The organism is Nocardia flavorosea NBRC 108225, from assembly GCF_001613385.1.
Taxonomy (GTDB): Bacteria; Actinomycetota; Actinomycetes; order Mycobacteriales; family Mycobacteriaceae; genus Nocardia; species Nocardia flavorosea.
Genome location: NZ_BDCG01000012.1, coordinates 142,985 through 161,819, shown reverse-complemented (window position 1 = coordinate 161,819; position 18,835 = coordinate 142,985). Strand labels below are relative to the sequence as shown.

Genomic DNA, 18,835 nt, shown 5'->3' with positions numbered 1-18,835 from the left:
TACCGCCCTGCGCTGTGCGGACTGTTCGAGTGGAGTTCGTCTCCGACGACACGATGAAGACCGAAGGATCGAGTGATGAAGGCAATCTCGCGCCGTTCGCTGTTGACCGGCGCCGCAGCCACGGGGCCACCCTGCTGGGCGCCCATGCGACCGCGACACCGGCCCCGGCCGCGGCCCAGTCGAAGAATGTGGCGCTGACCATGGAAGAGCATCGGGTGGTGGTGATCGGCTCCGGGTTCGGGGGCGGTGTCAGTGCCCTGCGGCTGGCCCGGGCGGGAGTGCCGGTGACGGTGCTGGAACGGGGACTGCGCTGGCCCACCGGCCCGAACTCCGAGACGTTTCCCCGGGCCACGGCACCGGATAAACGACTGCTGTGGTGCCGCTCCAGCCCGAACCTGTTCGGCCGGCCGCTGCTGTTCGAGCCCTACACCGGTCTGGTGGAGGCCATCCCGGGCGAGAATATGACCGCCTTGTGCGCGGCCGGTGTGGGTGGCGGATCACTGGTCTATCAGGGGATGTCACTGCAACCGTCGGAAGAGGTGTTCAACACCCATTTTCCGGAGGAACTGGACTGGCAGACCATGAACCGGCTGCACTATCCGCGGGTGGCGAAGATGCTGCGGCTGGCCGAGGCACCCGACGAACTGGTTGCTTCCGAGAACTATCGTGCGGCGCGCGTTTTCGCCGCCCAGGTCCGGCGGGCGGGGATGCCGCTGTCGAAGATCCCGATGCCGATCGACTGGGATTTCGCGCTGGCCGAGTTGCGCGGTGAGATGAAACCCTCCTTTACCAACGGTGACGGCGCGATGGGGGTCAACAACGGCGGCAAGCATTCCGTCGATGTCACCTACCTTGCCGCGGCCGAAGCCACCGGCCTGGTGCGGGTGGAGACCTTGCACGAGGTGACCGATATCGAACGGTCGCCCGACGGGCGCTGGGTCGTGCGGGTGCAGCGTCTCGATACGACCGGTGCGGTGGTGGAGCACAAGGTGCTCACCGCCGGTGCGTTGATCCTGGCGGCGGGCAGCCTCAACACCACCCGGTTGCTCGTACGCGCGGGTGCCGAGGGCCTGATCCCTGATCTTCCCGATGGCCTCGGTACAGGCTGGGGCACCAACGCCGACCGCATCTACATGTGGTCCGACCCGTCGGCGGGATTCGGTGCGCCACAAGGCGGCCCGGTGGTCTACGGCAGTCTGAACTGGTCCGACCCGCATACCGCCCACACTGTCGTCCAGGCTTCCATACCGCCGCTGGCGCTGGATCCGCGCAGCACGATGATGGTCGGCTACGGAGTCAGTGAAGGCCGCGGGGAGTTCCGCTACGACACCGCTCGCGACGACGCTGTCCTGCACTGGCCGCGCGAGGGGGACAGCGCCATCCAGAACGGATATATCGGGCCGGCTGTGCACCGGATCGCCGGGCCCGGCGGTGCGCTGGTGGACACGAACGCATTGTTCCCCACCACCTGGCATCCACTGGGCGGCGCGAGCATGGGTACGGTCTGCGACCTGGACGGCCGAGTGCACGGCCAGCGCGGCCTCTACGTTCTCGACGGGGCGCTGATGCCCGGCAATACCGCCGCCTGCAATCCGTCGATGACCATTGCCGCGGTCGCGGAACGAGCACTGGACAATCTCGTCGCCCGGGATGTCGGGACGCTCATCTGACCCACCAGGCAGTGCGGGACCGAACCGGCCCGCCGGTGCCACCACCGTGCTGATCATCGCGCCCGGCGTGCAGGGGAGCGGATGGTCAGCGGATCACCATGCCGCCGTCGCCGGCGAGGAACTGTCCGGAGACATAGCTGGTGTCGTCGGACAGCAGGACGGCGAGGGTGATATCGACCTTGCGGGCGACCGTGCGTCCGCTGACTGTGCGCGCACGGATCAGGGCAGGACGGCGGGCATGGTGTCCCACCCACGGACCGTCGAGGTCGTCGGCGGTGCGGTCGACGTCCCATTCCGGCAAGCGTCGAAGCACCTCTTCGAGGGCGGTACGCCCTTCGATGCGGGCCAGGGCGGCGCCGAGGCAGAAATGTGCGCCGAGGGATCGGTTGCCCGAGGTGTCACACAACGACGAGCTCCCCGGCAATTCGATGGCCTTCCGGTCAGGAGCCGGTTTCCCCGCTACCTCCGGCCAGGGCCTGGGAACCGTATCTGGCGGCGATCAGGGACCAGGGTTCGGCGTAGGGGCCGCGGTGTTCGATCCGCCGCTGCAGGGCCAGGGCGGTGCGGATCGCCGGGCGGAGGAGCGGGCCCGTTGCCCGGAGGGCGGCGCGCAGAAAACGTGGCTGGGCGGCGGCGACCCATGCGACCGTCTCCGGCCAATCGTGCTGCTGGAAGTCCAGCAGCGCGTGCGATTCCGTGGTGTCGAACCAGCCGGTGAACGCCCACCCGCGGTCGTCGGCGGGGTCGCCGGGCAGGCTTGCCGACGGTCCGAGCCGGCCGATACCCATGGCGTCGAACATGGAATCCTCGACATCGCGATGGGTGCGGACATAGCTGTCGTTACCGGCGATGAGCAGTACCTTGCCGTCGATGCTGTCGCGGCGGTCGACGGCATTGGCGAAGGCGAGCGCAGCGTCGCGGGCATCGATGCCGTGCAACCTGTTGTCGCCGGGGGTCGCGCGGATGAGTACGAGATGATCGGCGTTGATGCCGGCGGTCGCATCGGGGGACAGTACGCCGCCCAGTCGCAGGAACGCATGGGGCAGACCGCTTCCGGTGATGATGCCTTCGGCCAGTACCTTGTCCTCGCCGTACTGATCGATCGGAGCCACCGGTGTTTCCGCGGTGATGCGTTCGGGATGCCGATGTGGATTACGGGAACCGTAGACCGCGGCGCTGGAAGCGAACAGCAGCAGCGGTGCGGCCGGTAGCTGCCGACCGGCGTGTACCAGGTTTTCGGTGCCGCCGACATTGATCCGCCGGGCCGATCGAGGATTGCGATAGGACTGCGGGGAGAACATGGCGGCCAGATGGATGATCGTGCCGGGGCGGTGGTCGACGACGAGCGTCTCGACGGCGTCGCGGTCGAGCAGATCGGCGAAGTGTGTGCGCAGGGTGCCCGGTGGTCTTGCCACGGCCAGTTCTTCCGCGGTGGCCAGGGCGGTGGCGGTGCGCAGGTCTGTGGCCACCACTGCCTGCCCTCTGGACAGCAGGAGTTCGGTGACGCGTTTGCCGACCTGGCCGAATGCGCCGGTGACGAGAACAGGAGCGCTCATTGTGCCTTCTTTCACGCCGGTCCGCGGGAAAGGCTGTGCAGCAATGGGAATCGCCGGACGTATGCGAGCCGTCGAGGAGGGGGCGTCAGGGGAGTTTGACGACGGATAGATACATTTCGAGGATCGGCCGGTAGAGGTCGATATCGTCGAGCTGGCTTCCGAGTATCACGGAATCGCTGGTGGCGATGAGTACGTGGGCGAAGGCCAGGGGAGTGATCGTCAGGCTGCCCCCGACGCGTTCGAGATTGTCGGCGACGAATGCGGCGAGTTCTTCGGCCACTGCCAGTCTTTTGGCCGCTACGCGCGCCCGGGCCTCCGGATTGCGCAGGAGATAGAGGCTGAACTCGTGCCCCAGTGCGGCGTGTTCGGCGCCGCGGTCGCGGCCGAGCCGGCGCCACCGTTCCGCTACCCGGTCGAGTTCGCGCGGTCCGACCGCGGTGACGGTCGAGAGGACCTCGGAGAAGTTGTCGAAGTAGCGGCGCCAGTATCGGTCGCTCACCGCCAGGAACAGCTCTTCCTTCACCGAGAAGTGTTTGTAGATGGCGCCCTTCGTGTAGCCGGCCGCATGGGCGATGTCGTCGAGGGTGGCTGCCGCGAAACCCTTCTCGGCGAACACTTCCTCGGCGGCATCCAAGAGGAGCGCACGGGTGCGTTCCAATCGCCGTTCCTTCGTCCAACGCTCGACCACGCATTCGATCCTAACATGGATCTCAGATACCTATTGTGACTACAGATACCTATTGGTATCTTGGCGGAGGGCCGGATGCCGGAACGGGGAAGACCGCCGCGGAAGGCCGGCTTCCGTTGGGCGCCGGTGGTATCGAGCGCATCGCGGAGCCGCCGGCGGCGAGCCGACCCGTCAGCGCTGCGGAACGCAACCCAGAAGGGGCAGTTACATGAGCGAACTGTCGAACGAGAAATCTCCCGAGATCGTCGAAACCATCGGCGATACGAAAACTCTGGGAACCCGGAAACGGCCGGTGAGCAAGGGGGTCTACCTCTGGGCCACCGCCGGCGGACTGATCCTGGCGCTCCAGGTGTATGTCTGGATCAGATGGATCACCGGCCCCTACTTCGAGCGGGTACCCACCGGCCCGAACGATCCGCCGATCCTCATGAAGACGATCCTCAGCATCTGGACGGCCGGTGTCCTGATCGGATTCCCCATTGCCATCTACTGGTGGATCATCAGGCCGTGGTGGCGCGAACGCCGGATCACCCTGGACGGCATACTGCTGGCGTCCATGGGCCTGATGTTCTTCCAGGACCCGTTCCTGAACTACGTGAACACGTGGTGCACTTACAACACCTGGATGTTCAACCGGGGGTCGTGGGCGCCCTACGTTCCGGGCTGGGTATCGCAGGAAGAGCCCGGCGCCCAGGTCGCCGAACCGCTACTGATGAACGTCCCGGGGTACGCGTGGGGCGTACTGCTCATCACGATCGGCGTGTGCTGGTTCATGCGGAAGGTCAAATCGCGCCGGCCCGGGATCAGCAACCTCCAGTTGATCGGCGTCACGTTCGCGTTCACCTTCGTCCTGGACTTCGTCATGGAAGGCCTGATACTGCTGCCGCTCGGGCTCTACACCTTCCCGGGCGCGATCCAGTCGGTGTCGTTCAACGCCGGCCACTACTACCAATGGCCGGTCTACGAGGGGCTGATGTGGGGCGCGGTGCAAGCAGGCCTGGCCTGTCTGCGGTTCTTCACCGATGATCGCGGGCGAACAATTGTGGAGCGTGGGATCGACCAGGTCCGAGGGGGTGTCGTCCGGCAGCAGATCACGCGTTTCCTGGCGATCTTCGCTGCCGTGAGCGCGATCTTCTTCGTCTTCTACAACCTGCCCGCGCAATGGGTCGGCCAGCACGCGGACCCCTGGCCCGAAGATATCCAGGAGCGTTCGTACTTCACCGGTGGTATCTGCGGTGACGGGACGGACAGGCCCTGCCCTCATCCCGATCTGCCGATGCCACGCAACAACTCCGGGTACATCGACAAAGACGGTGAACTCGTCCTTCCGGACGGAGTCGAGGTTCCGGAGATCGTGCCGTTCCAGCCGGAGGACTGATATGCCTACCACAGCCACAGCCACAGCCACAGCCACAGCCGTGAGCCGCCCCGGCGTGCAACCACCGTTCTACCGGGCGGTCGGAGACGAGGCAGAAGTATTCCGCGCGGCCGCCTGCCAGGGACTGCCGGTCCTGTTGAAGGGCCCCACCGGTTGCGGGAAAACCCGCTTCGTGGAGGCCATGGCGCACGAACTCGGCCGCCCGCTGATCACCGTCGCCGGCCACGAGGACATGACCTCCGCGGATCTGGTGGGCCGATTCCTGCTCAAAGGCGGCGAAACGGAATGGGTCGACGGACCGTTGACCCGCGCCGTCCGCGAAGGCGGTATCTGCTACCTGGACGAGATCGTGGAGGCGCGCCAGGACACCACGGTGGTCATCCATCCGCTCGCCGATCATCGCCGCGAGCTGCCCGTCGACCGGCTCGGCACCACGGTACCGGCGGCGCCGGGATTCCAGCTGGTGATCTCCTACAACCCGGGATATCAGAGTGTCCTGAAGAACATCAAGGAGTCCACCCGGCAGCGGTTCGTCGCGATCGAACTCGGTTTCCCGCCGCCCGATATCGAGCGGGAGGTGGTGGCGCGGGAGGCCGGGGTCGCTCCGGAGATCGCGAACTCCCTGGTGCTGCTGGGTGATGCCATACGTAACCTGGAGGGATCTCCGCTGCGCGAAGCCTCCTCGACCAGGATGCTGATTCTGGCCGGGGCACTGGTGGCGGGTGGGCTGAATCTGCGCGCCGCCGTCCGGTCGGCGATCATCCGAGCCCTGTCCGACGATCCGGATATCGTCCGAGCCCTCGGTGAACTCGCGGACGCCGTCCTGCCGTCGTCATGACCGCATCCGGGGCGGAAGGTCCGGAACGGTTCCGGCTCCTGGCGACCTTTCTGGCCGGCCGGGCCGTCGCAGTTGCGGCGGCCCCGGCGGGCCAGGCCGCATATACCGACGGCGCCGCCGTCTTTGTCTCCGCGGGCCGGCCCGCCGCCTATCAGCGCAGTGAAGTACTGGTGCAGTGCGCACTGCTCCGGGTGGGAAGCCTCGATCCACCTGTGGTGAGAAGGCTCCGGGGGCGCCCGTATGTCGCGCGCCGCTACCTGGCGTTCGAAGGCAGGCGGGGGCTCGCCGAGCTCGCCCGCCACGTTCCGCTCGCCGTTGCGCTCGCCGCGGACGGGGAAGCGGCCACCACCGGCGCCGGGGAATCACTCGATCTCGCCAGAGGGAGAGCGGTGATAGCCGACCCACCGGAATGGTTCGGAGTGATCGAGCCCACCCGACTACTGAAATCCGGCAGTGGACCGAGCGCCCGGGCAACCGACAAAGATCTGCGGCTGGGATTCGATCTCCCCGAACAGACCGAGCCCGAGGACGACGAAGACAACGACCCGGAAGGAAACGGCACCGGCCGCATCCTGAAACTGCTCGAAAACCCCATGGTCAGCTCGGCGAAGCTCGCCGACCTGTTGCGGAAGCTGCTCGGCACCTCTCGTGCTTCCGGTGACAGCGATGCCGGTGCCCAGATGCGGGCCGGGTCGGTCCGGCGGGGTCGTAGGACCGGTGGTGACGCCCGGCCGCTGCCCACCCCGATCACGTTCGTGGTCGACGGAAAACCCGGCGCCGTCACCGGAGTCGGCGGGGCCTGGTACCCGGAATGGGATGTCCACGGTAACCGGTACCGGCCCGAGTGGTGCCGGGTCCTGGACTTCCCACTGACCACCGACGCCGATACCTCCGCCGCCGGCACCCCGCGCGACGCCGTGCTGCGGCACCGCCTGGCCCGGGTCGCGCTGGGGCCCGAGGTGCTACGCCGGCGTCCCGACGGAGACGAACTCGATATCGACGCCTTGCTCGATTTGGTCGTCGATATACGGTCGGGCCACTCACCTGCGGAGAACATATACGCCGAAACCCGGAAACTCGCTCGAAATCTCGGTGTCCTCATCCTGCTCGACACGTCCGGTTCCGCCACCGATACCGACCCCGAAGGCCTCGCCGTCCACGAGCATCACCGCCGTGCGGCCGCCATCCTCGCTGCCACGCTCGAGGAACTGGGTGACCGTGTCGCCGTCTACGCATTCCGTTCCGACAGCCGCCATGCCGTCCACCTCCCGGCGATCAAAACCTTCGACCGGCGATTCGGCGCCGTCGAGCGGGCGCGGCTCACGCACCTCGAGCCATCCGGTTACACCAGGCTAGGTGCCGGTATCCGCGGCGCCGGCCGCATTCTCGGAACCGAAGCGGGCACCCCGTATCGCCTGCTGCTCGTCCTCACCGATGCCCTGCCGTACGACCACGGCTACGAAAGCCGCTACGCGGAAGCCGATACCCGCAAGGCGGTCGAGGAACTCCGCGCCGAAGGGATCGCGAGCCTCTGCCTCACCATCGGTGCGGCCACCACCCCCGACATGCTCGAACGTGTCTTCGGTCCGTCCGGGTATGCCGGCGCCGCCGCGCTGTCCGACCTGAGTCCGCAGATGGACGAGTTGTTCTCGGCCGCGCTCCGCGAACTCAGCGCGCCGAAACCACGAGGCAGGTGAACACCACACCAGTTCTCGCCGCTCGAAAGGAAAACAGCAGTGGACACAGCACATCCATCGACCGGCTCCGGCCGGGAACGCAAGCTGTATCACTTCGACCGCCACACTCCGGAGTATCGGCACAGATTCGCCGCGATCACTCGGGAGATGCACGAAAAATGCCCGGTGGCCTGGACCGAAACCCATGGCGGCCATTGGGTCGCCGCGGGCCACCGCGAAGTGTTCGAGCTCGCGCGGTGCCCGCATGTATCCAACGATCGCGACTACAGGAACGAGCGCCGCGGTTACCTCGGTATCACCATTCCGTTCGCCGAACCCCCGATGCCCATGCGTAACGGCATCCTGGAAATGGACGACCCCGAGCATCGGCTGTTCCGGGCGGTACTCAACCCCTATCTGTCGCCCAGTGCCGTCCGCCGGTGGGAACCTTTCATCGATGAACTGGTGCGCGCGTGCCTCGACGAGAAGATCGAGTCCGGGCGGATCGACTTCGTCGACGATCTCGCCAATATCGTCCCTGCCGTCGTCACGCTCGGCATGCTCGGGATCCCGCTCGCGAAATGGGTTGTCTACAACGAACCCGCGCACGCGGTGGTGTACACCCCGCCGGATTCACCGGATCGGGAGCGCGTGCAGGAATTGAATATGGCGATGGGCCTCGATCTGCTGGCGAATCTGCACGAGATCCGCGAGAACCCGCGGCCCGGACTGATCGACGGGCTGGCCCGGCTGGAGATCGACGGTCAGAAGCCCGAGGATATCGATCTGCTCGGCATGCTGGGCCTGCTCATCGGCGGCGGGTTCGATACGACCACCGCGCTGACCGCGCACTCACTGGAATGGCTGTCCGAGCATCCGGCCGAGCGGGAAACCCTCGGTCGCGAACGCGATCTCCTGCTGAACCCGGCGACCGAAGAATTCCTGCGTTACTTCACCCCTGCGCCCGGCGACGGCCGGACGATCTCCGCGGATTGCGATATCGCCGGTCAGCGCTTCGCGGAAGGTGAGCGGCTGTGGCTGTCCTGGGCGATGGCGAACCGGGACCCCGCGGTGTTCCCCGACCCCGACACCGTGGTGCTGGATCGTAAAGGTAATCGGCACACCAGCTTCGGTCTCGGTATCTACCGCTGTATCGGGTCCAATCTCGCACGCACGGTGTTCAAGCGGATGCTGGTCGCAGTGCTGGACCGTATTCCGGATTTCCACTGTGACCCCGAAAGGGCGGTGCACTACGACACCATCGGTGTGATCCAGGGGATGCGCAAACTGCCCGCGACGTTCACCCCGGGCCGCCGTTCGGGGCCGGGGCTGGACGACACACTCGTCGTTCTGGAACGGATGATCGATGAACAGGGGCTGGCCGCGCCCGTGACCGCCGGATCGTGATCACCTCCCCGGCCGGGCGGGCGACCGGCCGGGTCGCGTGCTCGCCGATACCCCGGGAAGCTGTCCGATTCGTAATATGGGGCACTAGCGCAAAACGTCTCATATGAAGCAGACTGGGCGGAGATGGAACGCCGGTGGCTTGATCCGAGGGGATACAAATCGATGACTCACGACGACAGCGACCCACCGGCCGGCCCGAGCGCGGTCGCCGGTATCGATATCGAGCGGGTCACCGCGTGGTTTGCCGAACATATCCCCGGGGCTGCGCCTCCGCTGAGGTTCGACCTGATCACCGGCGGCCGGTCCAACCTCACCTATCGAGTCCACGACGACGGGTCCGGTGCCCGCTGGGTGCTTCGCCGGCCGCCCACCGGGAACGTTCTCGCCTCCGCGCACGATGTCGTGCGCGAGTACCGGATTCTCGACCTCCTCGCGGGGACCCCGGTCCCCGTTCCCCCGGTTCTCGGGTGCTGCACCGACCATGCCGTGACGGGCGCAGATTTCTATGTCATGGAATATGTGGACGGGATCGTCCCCGATGACGGTGAATCCGCCGCCGAGATCCCCCGGGAGAGCCGGGCTGCCGTCTCCCGCAGTGTCATCGATACGCTCGCCGCCGTCCACGCCGTCGACACCTCGAACGGGCCGCTGGCCGAGCTACGCAGACCCGGCAGCTATCTGGAACGTCAACTGCGCCGCTGGCACCGCCAGCTCACCGTCGGTGGTGTCGGTCCCGGGCCCCTCTGGGAGGTCCACGACCTCCTCGCCCGGCAGATGCCGGGCGAGCGCTGGACGGGGATCACCCACGGCGACTTCCGGCCGGGAAACCTGCTGATCGGAACCGATGGAAATGTACGTGCAGTTCTGGATTGGGAGCTGTGGACCGTCGGTGATGTCATGGCCGATATCGGCTGGCTCACCACTGCCTGGACCTCGGCCGAGCCGTTCGGCTGGGCCCCGGACCCCGCCGAGGGCTACCTGGATATCGACACGGTGCTGTCCCGTTACGCCGACGCTACCGGCCGGTCTCTCGACGACCTGCCTTACTACCGGGCTTTCGCGCTATGGCGGCTGGCGGCCATCGCGGAGGGGGTATCGGCGCGGTTCCGCGCCGGAGTGATGGGCGAGCAGGATGTCGACATGACGGAACTGTCGGAGCGGCCCGCCCGGCTCGCCGAATCCGCCCGCGCGGTATTGAACGGCTGAGCGATCCACAGTTCTCTCCCGGGACGGCCGGCCGCGGGGGTTGTCGCAGTGATGCCGGCCGTTGTGACCTCCCTGCCTGTGAGGCGGCCCGGGAACGACGGTTGTGTCAGGCGAGGGCTTGGGTGGAGGGGGTTTCGCCGGCGGATTCGTCGCGGTCGGACAGGCCGAGGCGGAGGTGTTCGCTGTGGTAGATGGCCTCGTCGAGGAGTTGGGCGACGTGGTTGTCGTAGAGGCCGTAGACGATACTGCGGCCGGATCGGGTGCCGGTGACCAGGCCGAGGTTGCGTAGCAGCCGAAGTTGATGGGATACCGCCGACTGTTCCATGCCCACCGCTTCGGCGAGTTCGGAGACCGCGCGCGAACCCTGGCGGAGTTCGGTGAGGATCAGTAGCCGGCTCGGCGTGGCGAGCGCCTGCAGTGTGGTCGCCACGCGCGCGGCGGACTCGGCGTCCAATCGCGCGGCGGGCCGGTCGCGGCCGTCGACCCCATGTCCCATGGTCATAGAGTCTAGCGAGTCCACCGGCGACGAGGTGCACGCCGGACCTCTCGACGGCGGCGGGGCCTTCTGGATTCGGGTGGACCGCTACACCGAGGATTCAACGCACGGAGCGCCGGCCGAGGGGGCGTGGCTGCTGATTCCCGGGGCCGAGAAGAACGTATGGCCTCACGGTCCCGCTCCGGGCTCGGATCGGGGAACGCCGGCCCTCGCCGCGTTTCGTCTCCGTACCGGGCGTGGCCGTTCACCGTGATACCGGCGGCGTCGAAGTTCTTTCGCCGTTTTCTCACAACCCCGCCCTATGTAGAATATGATTCTACCCGATACGCGAGCATGAATCTCAATGAGAAGAATCGGATTCTCATGAGGTCGCGTCAGCCCGCATCAGACCGTGAATCGCGCGCCCGGCACCCTGCGGGGTGCCGGGCCGAACGGTCGCGCGCTCCGGAAAGGCGAAGGTGGATGATGTTTTCCATCGTGAGGCGACTGGGCAGAGGTCTGCTGGTGGTCCTCCTGGTCACCCTGGCAGTCGTGGTGCTGCTGAGTTTCGCGCCGGGATCGGTCGCGGAGGCCATCCTCGGTGACGCCGCCACACCGGAAGCCGTTGCGGCGCTGAACAGCAAACTCGGCCTCGATGAGCCACTGTGGATGCAATACCTCAACTGGATCGCCAATGCCGCCCAGGGTGATCTGGGCACCTCACCGCTCACCGGACAATCGGTCACAACGGCGATTACGGAGCGGTTGCCGGTGACGTTCCAGCTGGCCGCGATGTCACTGGTCATCGCACTGGTCAGCGCGGTCTTCCTCGCCGTGATATCGGTGATGCGGCCGGGAAGCCCGGTCGACCGGGGGACCGCCGCGCTCTCCTCCGTCTTCCTCTCGGTGCCCGCGTTCGTCGCCGGCCCGGTCCTCATCTACTTCTTCGCCGTGGAGCTGGGCTGGGCCCCGGTGGCCGGGTGGAACCGTATCGGTGACGGGATCGGGCTGAACCTGCAGTCCGCCCTGCTGCCGGCCATTGCGATGTCGTTGATGGAGATCGCCGCATTCCACCGGCTGCTGCGCACAGACCTGATGACCACTCTGCGTGAGGATTTCATCGGGGCGGCCCGCGCCAAAGGGATGAACGAGTGGTATGTGATGTTCCGGCACGCGCTGCGTCCGTCGTCGTTCTCGCTGATCACTTTGGCGGGTATCAATCTCGGGCGTTTGATCGGCGGGACGGTGATCGTCGAAACGCTGTTCTCGCTACCCGGACTCGGCCAGTTGCTCGCCTCCTCGATCGTCTCCCGGGACCTGATCATGGTGCAGGGCATCGTGGCATTCATGGCGGTCGTCTATGTCGTCATCAACATCCTGGTCGACTCGAGCTACGAGCTGATCGACCCGCGGGTCAGGAAGGTGGCCACGGTATGACCCGAGCCGAAGTCCGGATCGAACACAAGCAGCGGATCGAGGGGCCGGAGAAACCGGAAGTCCCGCGGGTGCGCACACCTCGCTCGATACTGGTGTACCTGTCCTACGCCTGGTTGTTCATGATGATCGCGGCGGCGATCTTCGCCGACCTGCTGCCCCTGGCGTCGTATTCGATCCCGGTCGGCCCACCGCGGCAACCTCCGCAACTGGGATCGCTCGATCTCCTGGCCGGTACCGACAATCTGGGGCGGTCGATGTTGTCCCGGTGCGTGTACGGCGCCCAGGTGTCGCTGCTGATCGGTACGGTCGCGACTCTCATCGGGTCGGCGCTCGGGTCGAGTATCGGGATGCTGGGCGGCTATTTCCAGAAACGGACGGATGCGGGGATCCGGTTGCTCAGCGATACGATGCTGGCGTTCCCGCCGCTGATCCTGCTGATGGCGCTGACCGCGGTCTTCGCTCCGGGGCTGGGCACCCTGATGGCCGGACTTTCGCTGATCATCATCCCCTCGTTCCTCAGGCTCGCCCGCGCGAACACGCTGACGTGGACGGCTCGGGAGTTCGTGCTCGCCGCCCGGAACATGGGTGCCGGGCACGGCCGGATCCTGGGCCGGGAAATCCTGCCGAATGTGCTGCCACCGTTGCTGGCGTATCTCCCGATCGTCATGGCGGCGCTCATCGTTGCAGAAGGATCGCTGAGCTTTCTCGGGCTCGGCATCCCACCCCCGACACCGAGCTGGGGAGGCATGATCTCCGACGGCAAGGACAGCCTTGCCACCGCACCGCATCTGGTTTTCGTGCCCGCCGCAGTCATCTTCTGCACCGTCTTCGCGTTGAACCAGGCCGGTGACCATCTACGCGGCCGATTCGACCGCACGATGCGCGACTGACGCACCGTTTGCCTCCCGAACTGTAATCCCCTGCTACGCCGAGGTACCGAACGATGATCCGACGCTGTTGTCTGCTCGTCACCGCCCTGCTGATCCCGGTATCGCTGCTGACAGCATGCGGTGCGACGAGTAGCGAAAGGCCGGCCGGCACCGTTCCGGTACCCGGCGGCACCGCCCGCATCGTCCAGATCACGGAGCCGCGCAGCCTCGATCCGGCCACGCTGGGTAACCAATGGGTGCTCAATGCCGTGCTCGGCAATGCCTTGTTCGGAACGTTGCTGATCAACGATCCGGAGACCGGCGAACTCGAATTCACCATGGCGCAGAGTCTCACCACCCATGACGGGGGTGCCACGTTCGAATTGAGGTTGCGACCGGATCTGCGGTTCTCCGACGGTAGTCCGCTGAATGCGGCGGCCGTGAAAGACAACTGGGACCGCATCAAAGACCCGGCCAACGGATCGGCCTACCTGCACGAAGCAGCGATGATGGCCTCGACCGAGGCTGTCGATGCCACCCGGCTGGCCATCACGATGACCGAGCCGGTGCCGAACTTCGCCGAAGCGATCTACGGCACCTCCCTGAATTGGATCGCTTCACCCGCCGCGCTCGCCGCAGGCAGACAACAGTTCGACAGTCATCCGGCCGGGGCCGGCCCGTTCACGCTGAAGCACTGGGGACGCGGAGATGTCATCGAACTCGTGAAGAATCCCGGGTACTGGGACGCGCCCAAACCGCACCTCGACGCGATCACCTTACGTACCAGCGCCGATACCACACAGCGGATCAATACCTTGATCAGCGATGGCGCCGATCTGGTGATCGAAACCAACCCGGCCAGCCTCTCCGAGGTGGACGCGGCCGGATTCCCCACCGCCACAGTGGCGTTGCACGGCGGTCAGACCCTGACCATGAACACGCGCAGGCCACCTTTCGACGATGTGCGTGCACGTCGAGCGGTCGCCGCGGCCATCGACCTCGAGGCCATCGACCTCGCCATCTACCGTGGTACAAGCCAGGTCCCGGCGACCCTGTTCGGCGAGACTTCGCCGTTCTACACGGATCTGCCGCTCCCACGGCCGGATCGGGAGACTGCGCAACGACTCTTCGATGAGCTGGCGGCCGAGGGGAAGCCGGTCTCGTTCACCTTCACCAGTGGCCCCACCGCGGAGATCAGGGCACTCGCGGAGAACGTGCAGGCCCAACTCAGCGCGTTCGACAATATAGAAGTCGCGGTAGAGATCGCGGATATCACTGCGGTGATGGAACTGCGCCGGACAAACGACTTCGATATGACGACGAGCTCAGCGAACTTCACCGATCCGGAACCGGCGTTGTGGTCGGTATTCCACCGGAACTCCCAGCGCAACTTGTCCAGGATAGCCGATGCGGAGTTGAGCCGGGCACTCGAGGACGGCCGGACCGGGAAGACGATCGAACAGCGCACCGACGCATACCGCCGGGTGCAGCAACGACTGAATGCGCTGGTTCCGGTGATCTTCCAAGTCCGCAACGAACCCAGCGTCGTCGCCCGCAGAAACGTCGGCGGTGTCGCGCAGTACGGCTACGGATCTCTGCTACCGGAGGAACTCTGGATCGAGAACTGACAGCCGCAAATCCATCCAGACCGTGACCGATTCACTCCTCGATTCTCCTCCGAGAGGAACAATGATGTTCCGAGCATCGCTCTTTCGTTCGATCGCTGTGTGCTGCACCGCTCTCGTCCTGGCCGCCTGCGGCGGAACCGGAGCAGGGACAGGTACCGGTACGGGCCCCGGTGGCGACCCGGTGGCCGGCGGTACTGCCCAGATCCTCCAGATCAGTGAACCGCGCACCCTCGACCCGGTGGCCATGGGCAACCAGTGGGTGATCAACGCACTGCTGGGCAATGCCCTGTACGGGACGTTGATGGTCAACAACCCGGACAGCGGAGAGATCGAATACACCATGGCGACCGGCTTCGCCACACGAGACGGGGGCACCACGTTCGATTTGACATTGCGTCCGGATCTGCGGTTCTCCGACGGGACCCCGCTGGACGCGGCCGCCGTGAAGTACAACTGGGATCGTTTCGCCGACCCGGAAAACGGGTCGTCCTATATCGAGGATGCGGCGGTGATCGCGGCGACCGAGGTCGTGAACCCGACCACGCTGCGGGTGACGATGCGGCACCCAGTACCGCATTTCGCCTACACCATCGTGGAAAGTTCGATGAACTGGATCGCCGCACCGCAGGCGCTGCAGGCCGGGCGCGCGGCCTTTGACAGCAATCCGGTGGGTGCGGGCCCGTTCACCCTGCAGCGGTGGGCCCGCCAGGATGTGATCGAGCTGGTCAAGAACCCGGGCTATTGGGATGCGCCGAAACCGTATCTGGACCGGATCGATCTGCGCACCTCCGGCGACTCCGTGCAGGGCTACAACACGCTGATCAGCGGTGGTTCGGACGTGATCATCAGCTCCAACTGGGGAAGTATCGAAAAGCTGGAGAATCAAAGCTTCCCCACCGCCGTATCGCCGCTGCACGGCGGCCAGCACGTGTCGCTGAACATGCGGCGCGCGCCGTTCGACGATGTCCGGGCCCGCCGGGCCGTCGCGGCCGCCCTCGATGTGAACGCGCTCAACCTGACCATCTACAACGGAAGTGGGGAGCTCCCGACCACCCTGTTCCGCGAATCCTCCCCGTACTATGCGCCGGATCTGCCTCTGCACACGCACGATCCGGCGACGGCGCAACGGTTGTTCGACGAGCTGGCGGCCGAGGGCAAGCCCGTGAAGTTCACTTACACCACCACCGCGCAGACGGAGAACCGGCTGCTGGCGGAAAGTGTCCAGGCTCAACTCAGTGCGTTCGACAATGTCGACGTCGAAGTGCGGGTCATCGATATCATCGACCTGATAAAACTGCGTTATACGCACGATTTCGACGTGATGACCGGCGGCGCGTTCTTCGCTGATCCCGAACCGCGACTGGGGACAGCCTTCCACGGGGACTCGATCCGCAACACCGCCGGCATCGACGACGAGGCCCTGAACACGGCACTCGACACCGGCCGGACGTCGACGGATGTGGAGCAGCGCACGGCGGCCTACCGGACGGTTCAGGAACGGTTGATCGAGCTGATGCCCGCCGTCTTCTACACCCGCACTGTCGCGGGCGCCGCCACCGGGAAGAACGTCGGCGGCCTCACCATGTACGGCGCCGGCTCGGTCCGGCCGGAGGAGCTGTGGATCGTCGAATAGCGGGCCGGGCCCGAGGAGAGCTGGAACTATGAGTGCTCAACCGAATTTGCAGGTGCGCAACCTGCATACCTATATCAGTACAGCACGCGGTGTCGTACGAGCCGTGGACGATGTGTCCTTCGATGTGGACCGCGCCCAGGCGCTGGGCGTGGTGGGTGAATCGGGCTCCGGAAAGTCGGTGATGGCCCGGGCGATCATGGGCCTGCTGCCGCCGCGCGCCGGATGCTCCGGGGAGGTGATGTTCCGGGGCAGGAATATCCTCGCGCTGTCGAAGAAGGAGAAGCTCGACATCTGGGGAAAGCAGATCGCCATGGTTTTCCAGGACCCCGGGCGGTCGCTGAATCCGGTCGTGCGCGTCGAGCGCCAGCTCACCGAGGGCATGCGTAAACATCTGGGCACCGGGCGTTCCGAAGCGCGAACTCGCGCCCTCGAACTCCTGCGGGAGGTCGGGGTCCCGGATCCGGAACGCCGGCTACGCAACTACCCGCACGAGATGTCCGGTGGTATGCGGCAGCGAGTGATGATCGCCATCGCCCTGGCCTGCGAGCCCGATCTGCTGATCGCCGACGAACCGACCACCGCACTGGATGTGACGATCCAGCGGCAGATCCTCGACCTGCTGCGCCGCGTGCAGCGGGACCGGGGAATGTCACTGATGCTGATCAGCCACGACCTGTCGGTGGTCGCCGGACGCACCGACCGGGTCTCGGTCATGTACGCCGGACGGCTGGCCGAATACGGCGCAACCCGACAGGTCTTCACCGCCCCTCGCCACCGATACACCCGGGCCCTGATGGGCGCCACTCCCACCATCGAGCACCAGCGGTACGCGCCACTGCAGCTGATCGAGGGCGGCCTACCGGATCCGGCGGCACCACCGCCCGGCTGCCGGTTCGCACCGCGGTGCGGTCATGTCACCGATGGGTGCCGCGATGACCCCGGTCCCGCGTTGACCGAAATCGCCGCGGACCACCTGGTGGCGTGTGCGCATCCCGCTCTCGAACCTGCAACAGCCCATTCAGAATCCGGTGGTGATACCCATGGCAGGTAGCGGAACCGCGCATCTGCGTGACGAGGCGGCGCTGCTCAGTGTGCGCGATCTGGTGGTCGAATACGACACCGACGGCGGGACCGTTCAGGCGGTGTCCTCGGTCAGCTTCGACGTCCTACCCGGCGAAACCCTCGGAATCGTCGGGGAATCGGGGTGCGGGAAATCCACGACCGGCCGCGCCGTACTCCGCCTCGACAAGCTGACCTCCGGCCGGATCGCCTTCGCCGGAGAGCAGATCGACGAGGCCGACGGCCGCCGCATGCGTACTCTGCGGCGAGAAATGCAGATGATCTTTCAGGATCCGGTGGCCTCACTGAATCCGCGCCGGCCGGTCCGCGAAATCGTGGTCGAGGGCTTGGCCGTGGCCGGAAACCCCACGGCCGAACGCGAGTCGATGTCGGAGGAAGTACTGGCGAAGGTCGGGATAGACGAGCGGCTCGCCGGCTCGTTACCTCGGCAGCTGTCCGGCGGTCAGGCCCAGCGTGTCGCGATCGCGCGGGCACTGGCGGTCGGTCCCCGGCTGCTGATCTGCGACGAACCGGTATCCGCGCTGGATGTCTCGGTGCAGGCGCAGATCCTCAATCTCATTTCCGAGCTCAAGGCCGAATACGACCTGACCGTGGTGTTCATCAGTCACGACCTCGGTGTCGTGCGCACGATCAGCGATAACGTCATGGTCATGTACCTCGGCAAGGTGTGCGAATTCGGCGATGCCGTCGAGGTGTACGACCACCCGGCACATCCCTACACGAGGGCGTTACTCGATTCGGTACCGCTCGCCGACCCCGAGGAGGGCTTCGCGGGTCCGGCACTGGCCGGCGATATTCCCTCACCACTCGCGCCGCCACGAGGCTGCCGTTTCCGGACCCGCTGCCCGTACGCTCAGCAGCGATGTACAGAGGAGGAACCCGAGGTCCGGGAGGTCCGGCCGGGGCAGTACGCCGCCTGCCATTTCCCGCTGAGCGAAGCCTGAGGCCGAATTCTCTGCTGCGTTGTCACCGATAACGCAGCAGAGCGGATATCGCCCACAGCCGAAACACCGGGCCCGGCTTCGGCGCGGAGATATCCGGCTCGCCGGTGCTTATGGCGGTAGTGAACTCTGTGCCGAGGGTGCAGGAAACGTCGGCCCGCCATAGCGATCCGCGAGGAGTTCCCGCCGCAGTCCGGCGCGGCCTCGACCGGCTGCGGAGAGCTGTCCGCCGAGAATTCGCGGAGTGAGACCGACGCTATCGCACCGGACTCCGGCCGAACCGATTCGCGTCCGGATCGGTGCGGCCGGGGTCCGCCGCCGGGTCGTGCACGCATCACGATTGCAGGTGACGG

14 protein-coding genes and 2 pseudogenes are annotated in these 18,835 nt (G+C 66.1%); 12 read left to right on the top strand and 4 right to left on the bottom strand.

The window, feature by feature from the left end; genetic code table 11:
- Positions 1-75 precede the first annotated feature (75 nt).
- Positions 76-1,670: pseudogene (locus NFL01S_RS13715) on the top strand (GMC oxidoreductase).
- Between the two features lie 219 nt (positions 1,671-1,889).
- Here the strand turns inward: NFL01S_RS13715 and NFL01S_RS35405 are convergent.
- The 3 genes and pseudogenes from NFL01S_RS35405 to NFL01S_RS13700 all read right to left on the bottom strand — a co-directional run.
- A pseudogene (locus tag NFL01S_RS35405) lies at positions 1,890-2,052 on the bottom strand (cytochrome P450); the annotation flags it as partial.
- Positions 2,053-2,110: 58 nt separating this feature from the next.
- Positions 2,111-3,226 (bottom strand): NAD-dependent epimerase/dehydratase family protein, encoded by a 1,116-nt coding sequence (locus NFL01S_RS13705; RefSeq protein WP_062975122.1) that lies wholly within the window; start codon positions 3,224-3,226, stop codon positions 2,111-2,113.
- An 85-nt stretch (positions 3,227-3,311) separates the two neighbouring features.
- On the bottom strand, positions 3,312-3,914 hold the full coding sequence (locus NFL01S_RS13700; RefSeq protein ID WP_062975120.1) for a TetR/AcrR family transcriptional regulator: 603 nt from the start codon (positions 3,912-3,914) through the stop codon (positions 3,312-3,314).
- 208 nt (positions 3,915-4,122) lie between these two features.
- Between NFL01S_RS13700 and NFL01S_RS13695 the strand changes: the two genes are divergently transcribed.
- The 5 genes from NFL01S_RS13695 to NFL01S_RS13675 all read left to right on the top strand — a co-directional run bounded on the left by NFL01S_RS13695 (position 4,123) and on the right by NFL01S_RS13675 (position 10,419).
- A complete protein-coding gene (locus NFL01S_RS13695) occupies positions 4,123-5,292 on the top strand; it encodes a spirocyclase AveC family protein (RefSeq protein ID WP_062975118.1) in 1,170 nt (389 codons plus the stop codon).
- Between the two features lies 1 nt (position 5,293).
- Complete coding sequence (locus tag NFL01S_RS13690) at positions 5,294-6,130, top strand: CbbQ/NirQ/NorQ/GpvN family protein (RefSeq protein WP_062975116.1); 837 nt, start codon at positions 5,294-5,296, stop codon at positions 6,128-6,130.
- Entirely contained in the window at positions 6,127-7,827 is a 1,701-nt protein-coding gene (locus NFL01S_RS13685; protein ID WP_062975114.1) for a nitric oxide reductase activation protein NorD, read from the top strand. The genes NFL01S_RS13690 and NFL01S_RS13685 overlap by 4 nt, the downstream gene beginning before the upstream one ends.
- 39 nt (positions 7,828-7,866) lie before the next feature.
- Positions 7,867-9,213 carry a cytochrome P450 gene (locus NFL01S_RS13680; protein ID WP_062975112.1) on the top strand — a complete coding sequence of 449 codons (1,347 nt, stop codon included), beginning with the start codon at positions 7,867-7,869 and terminating at the stop codon, positions 9,211-9,213.
- A 162-nt stretch (positions 9,214-9,375) separates the two neighbouring features.
- Positions 9,376-10,419 (top strand): phosphotransferase family protein, encoded by a 1,044-nt coding sequence (locus NFL01S_RS13675; protein ID WP_062975110.1) that lies wholly within the window; start codon positions 9,376-9,378, stop codon positions 10,417-10,419.
- Positions 10,420-10,525: 106 nt separating this feature from the next.
- On the opposite strand, the gene NFL01S_RS13670 is transcribed toward NFL01S_RS13675, so the two are convergent.
- A complete protein-coding gene (locus NFL01S_RS13670) occupies positions 10,526-10,915 on the bottom strand; it encodes an ArsR/SmtB family transcription factor (protein WP_062975845.1) in 390 nt (129 codons plus the stop codon).
- 462 nt (positions 10,916-11,377) lie between these two features.
- On the opposite strand from NFL01S_RS13670, the gene NFL01S_RS13665 reads away from it, so the two are divergent.
- The 6 genes from NFL01S_RS13665 (at position 11,378) to NFL01S_RS13640 (ending at position 18,485) form a co-directional block, all read left to right on the top strand.
- Complete coding sequence (locus NFL01S_RS13665; RefSeq protein WP_062975108.1) at positions 11,378-12,331, top strand: ABC transporter permease; 954 nt, start codon at positions 11,378-11,380, stop codon at positions 12,329-12,331.
- The gene (locus tag NFL01S_RS13660; protein WP_062975106.1) at positions 12,328-13,221 is read left to right on the top strand and encodes an ABC transporter permease; all 894 of its coding nucleotides are present in this window, start codon (positions 12,328-12,330) and stop codon (positions 13,219-13,221) included. Before NFL01S_RS13665 ends, NFL01S_RS13660 begins: the two co-directional genes overlap by 4 nt.
- A 53-nt stretch (positions 13,222-13,274) precedes the next feature.
- Complete coding sequence (locus tag NFL01S_RS13655; protein WP_062975104.1) at positions 13,275-14,828, top strand: ABC transporter substrate-binding protein; 1,554 nt, start codon at positions 13,275-13,277, stop codon at positions 14,826-14,828.
- A gap of 181 nt (positions 14,829-15,009) precedes the next feature.
- Positions 15,010-16,461: an ABC transporter substrate-binding protein gene (locus NFL01S_RS13650; RefSeq protein ID WP_245670678.1), complete on the top strand. Its 1,452-nt coding sequence runs from the start codon at positions 15,010-15,012 to the stop codon at positions 16,459-16,461.
- A 28-nt stretch (positions 16,462-16,489) separates the two neighbouring features.
- On the top strand, positions 16,490-17,512 hold the full coding sequence (locus NFL01S_RS13645; protein ID WP_062975100.1) for an ABC transporter ATP-binding protein: 1,023 nt from the start codon (positions 16,490-16,492) through the stop codon (positions 17,510-17,512).
- Positions 17,502-18,485, top strand: a complete 984-nt coding sequence (locus NFL01S_RS13640) for an ABC transporter ATP-binding protein (protein ID WP_062975098.1) — start codon at positions 17,502-17,504, stop codon at positions 18,483-18,485. Before NFL01S_RS13645 ends, NFL01S_RS13640 begins: the two co-directional genes overlap by 11 nt.
- Positions 18,486-18,835: the final 350 nt, after the last annotated feature.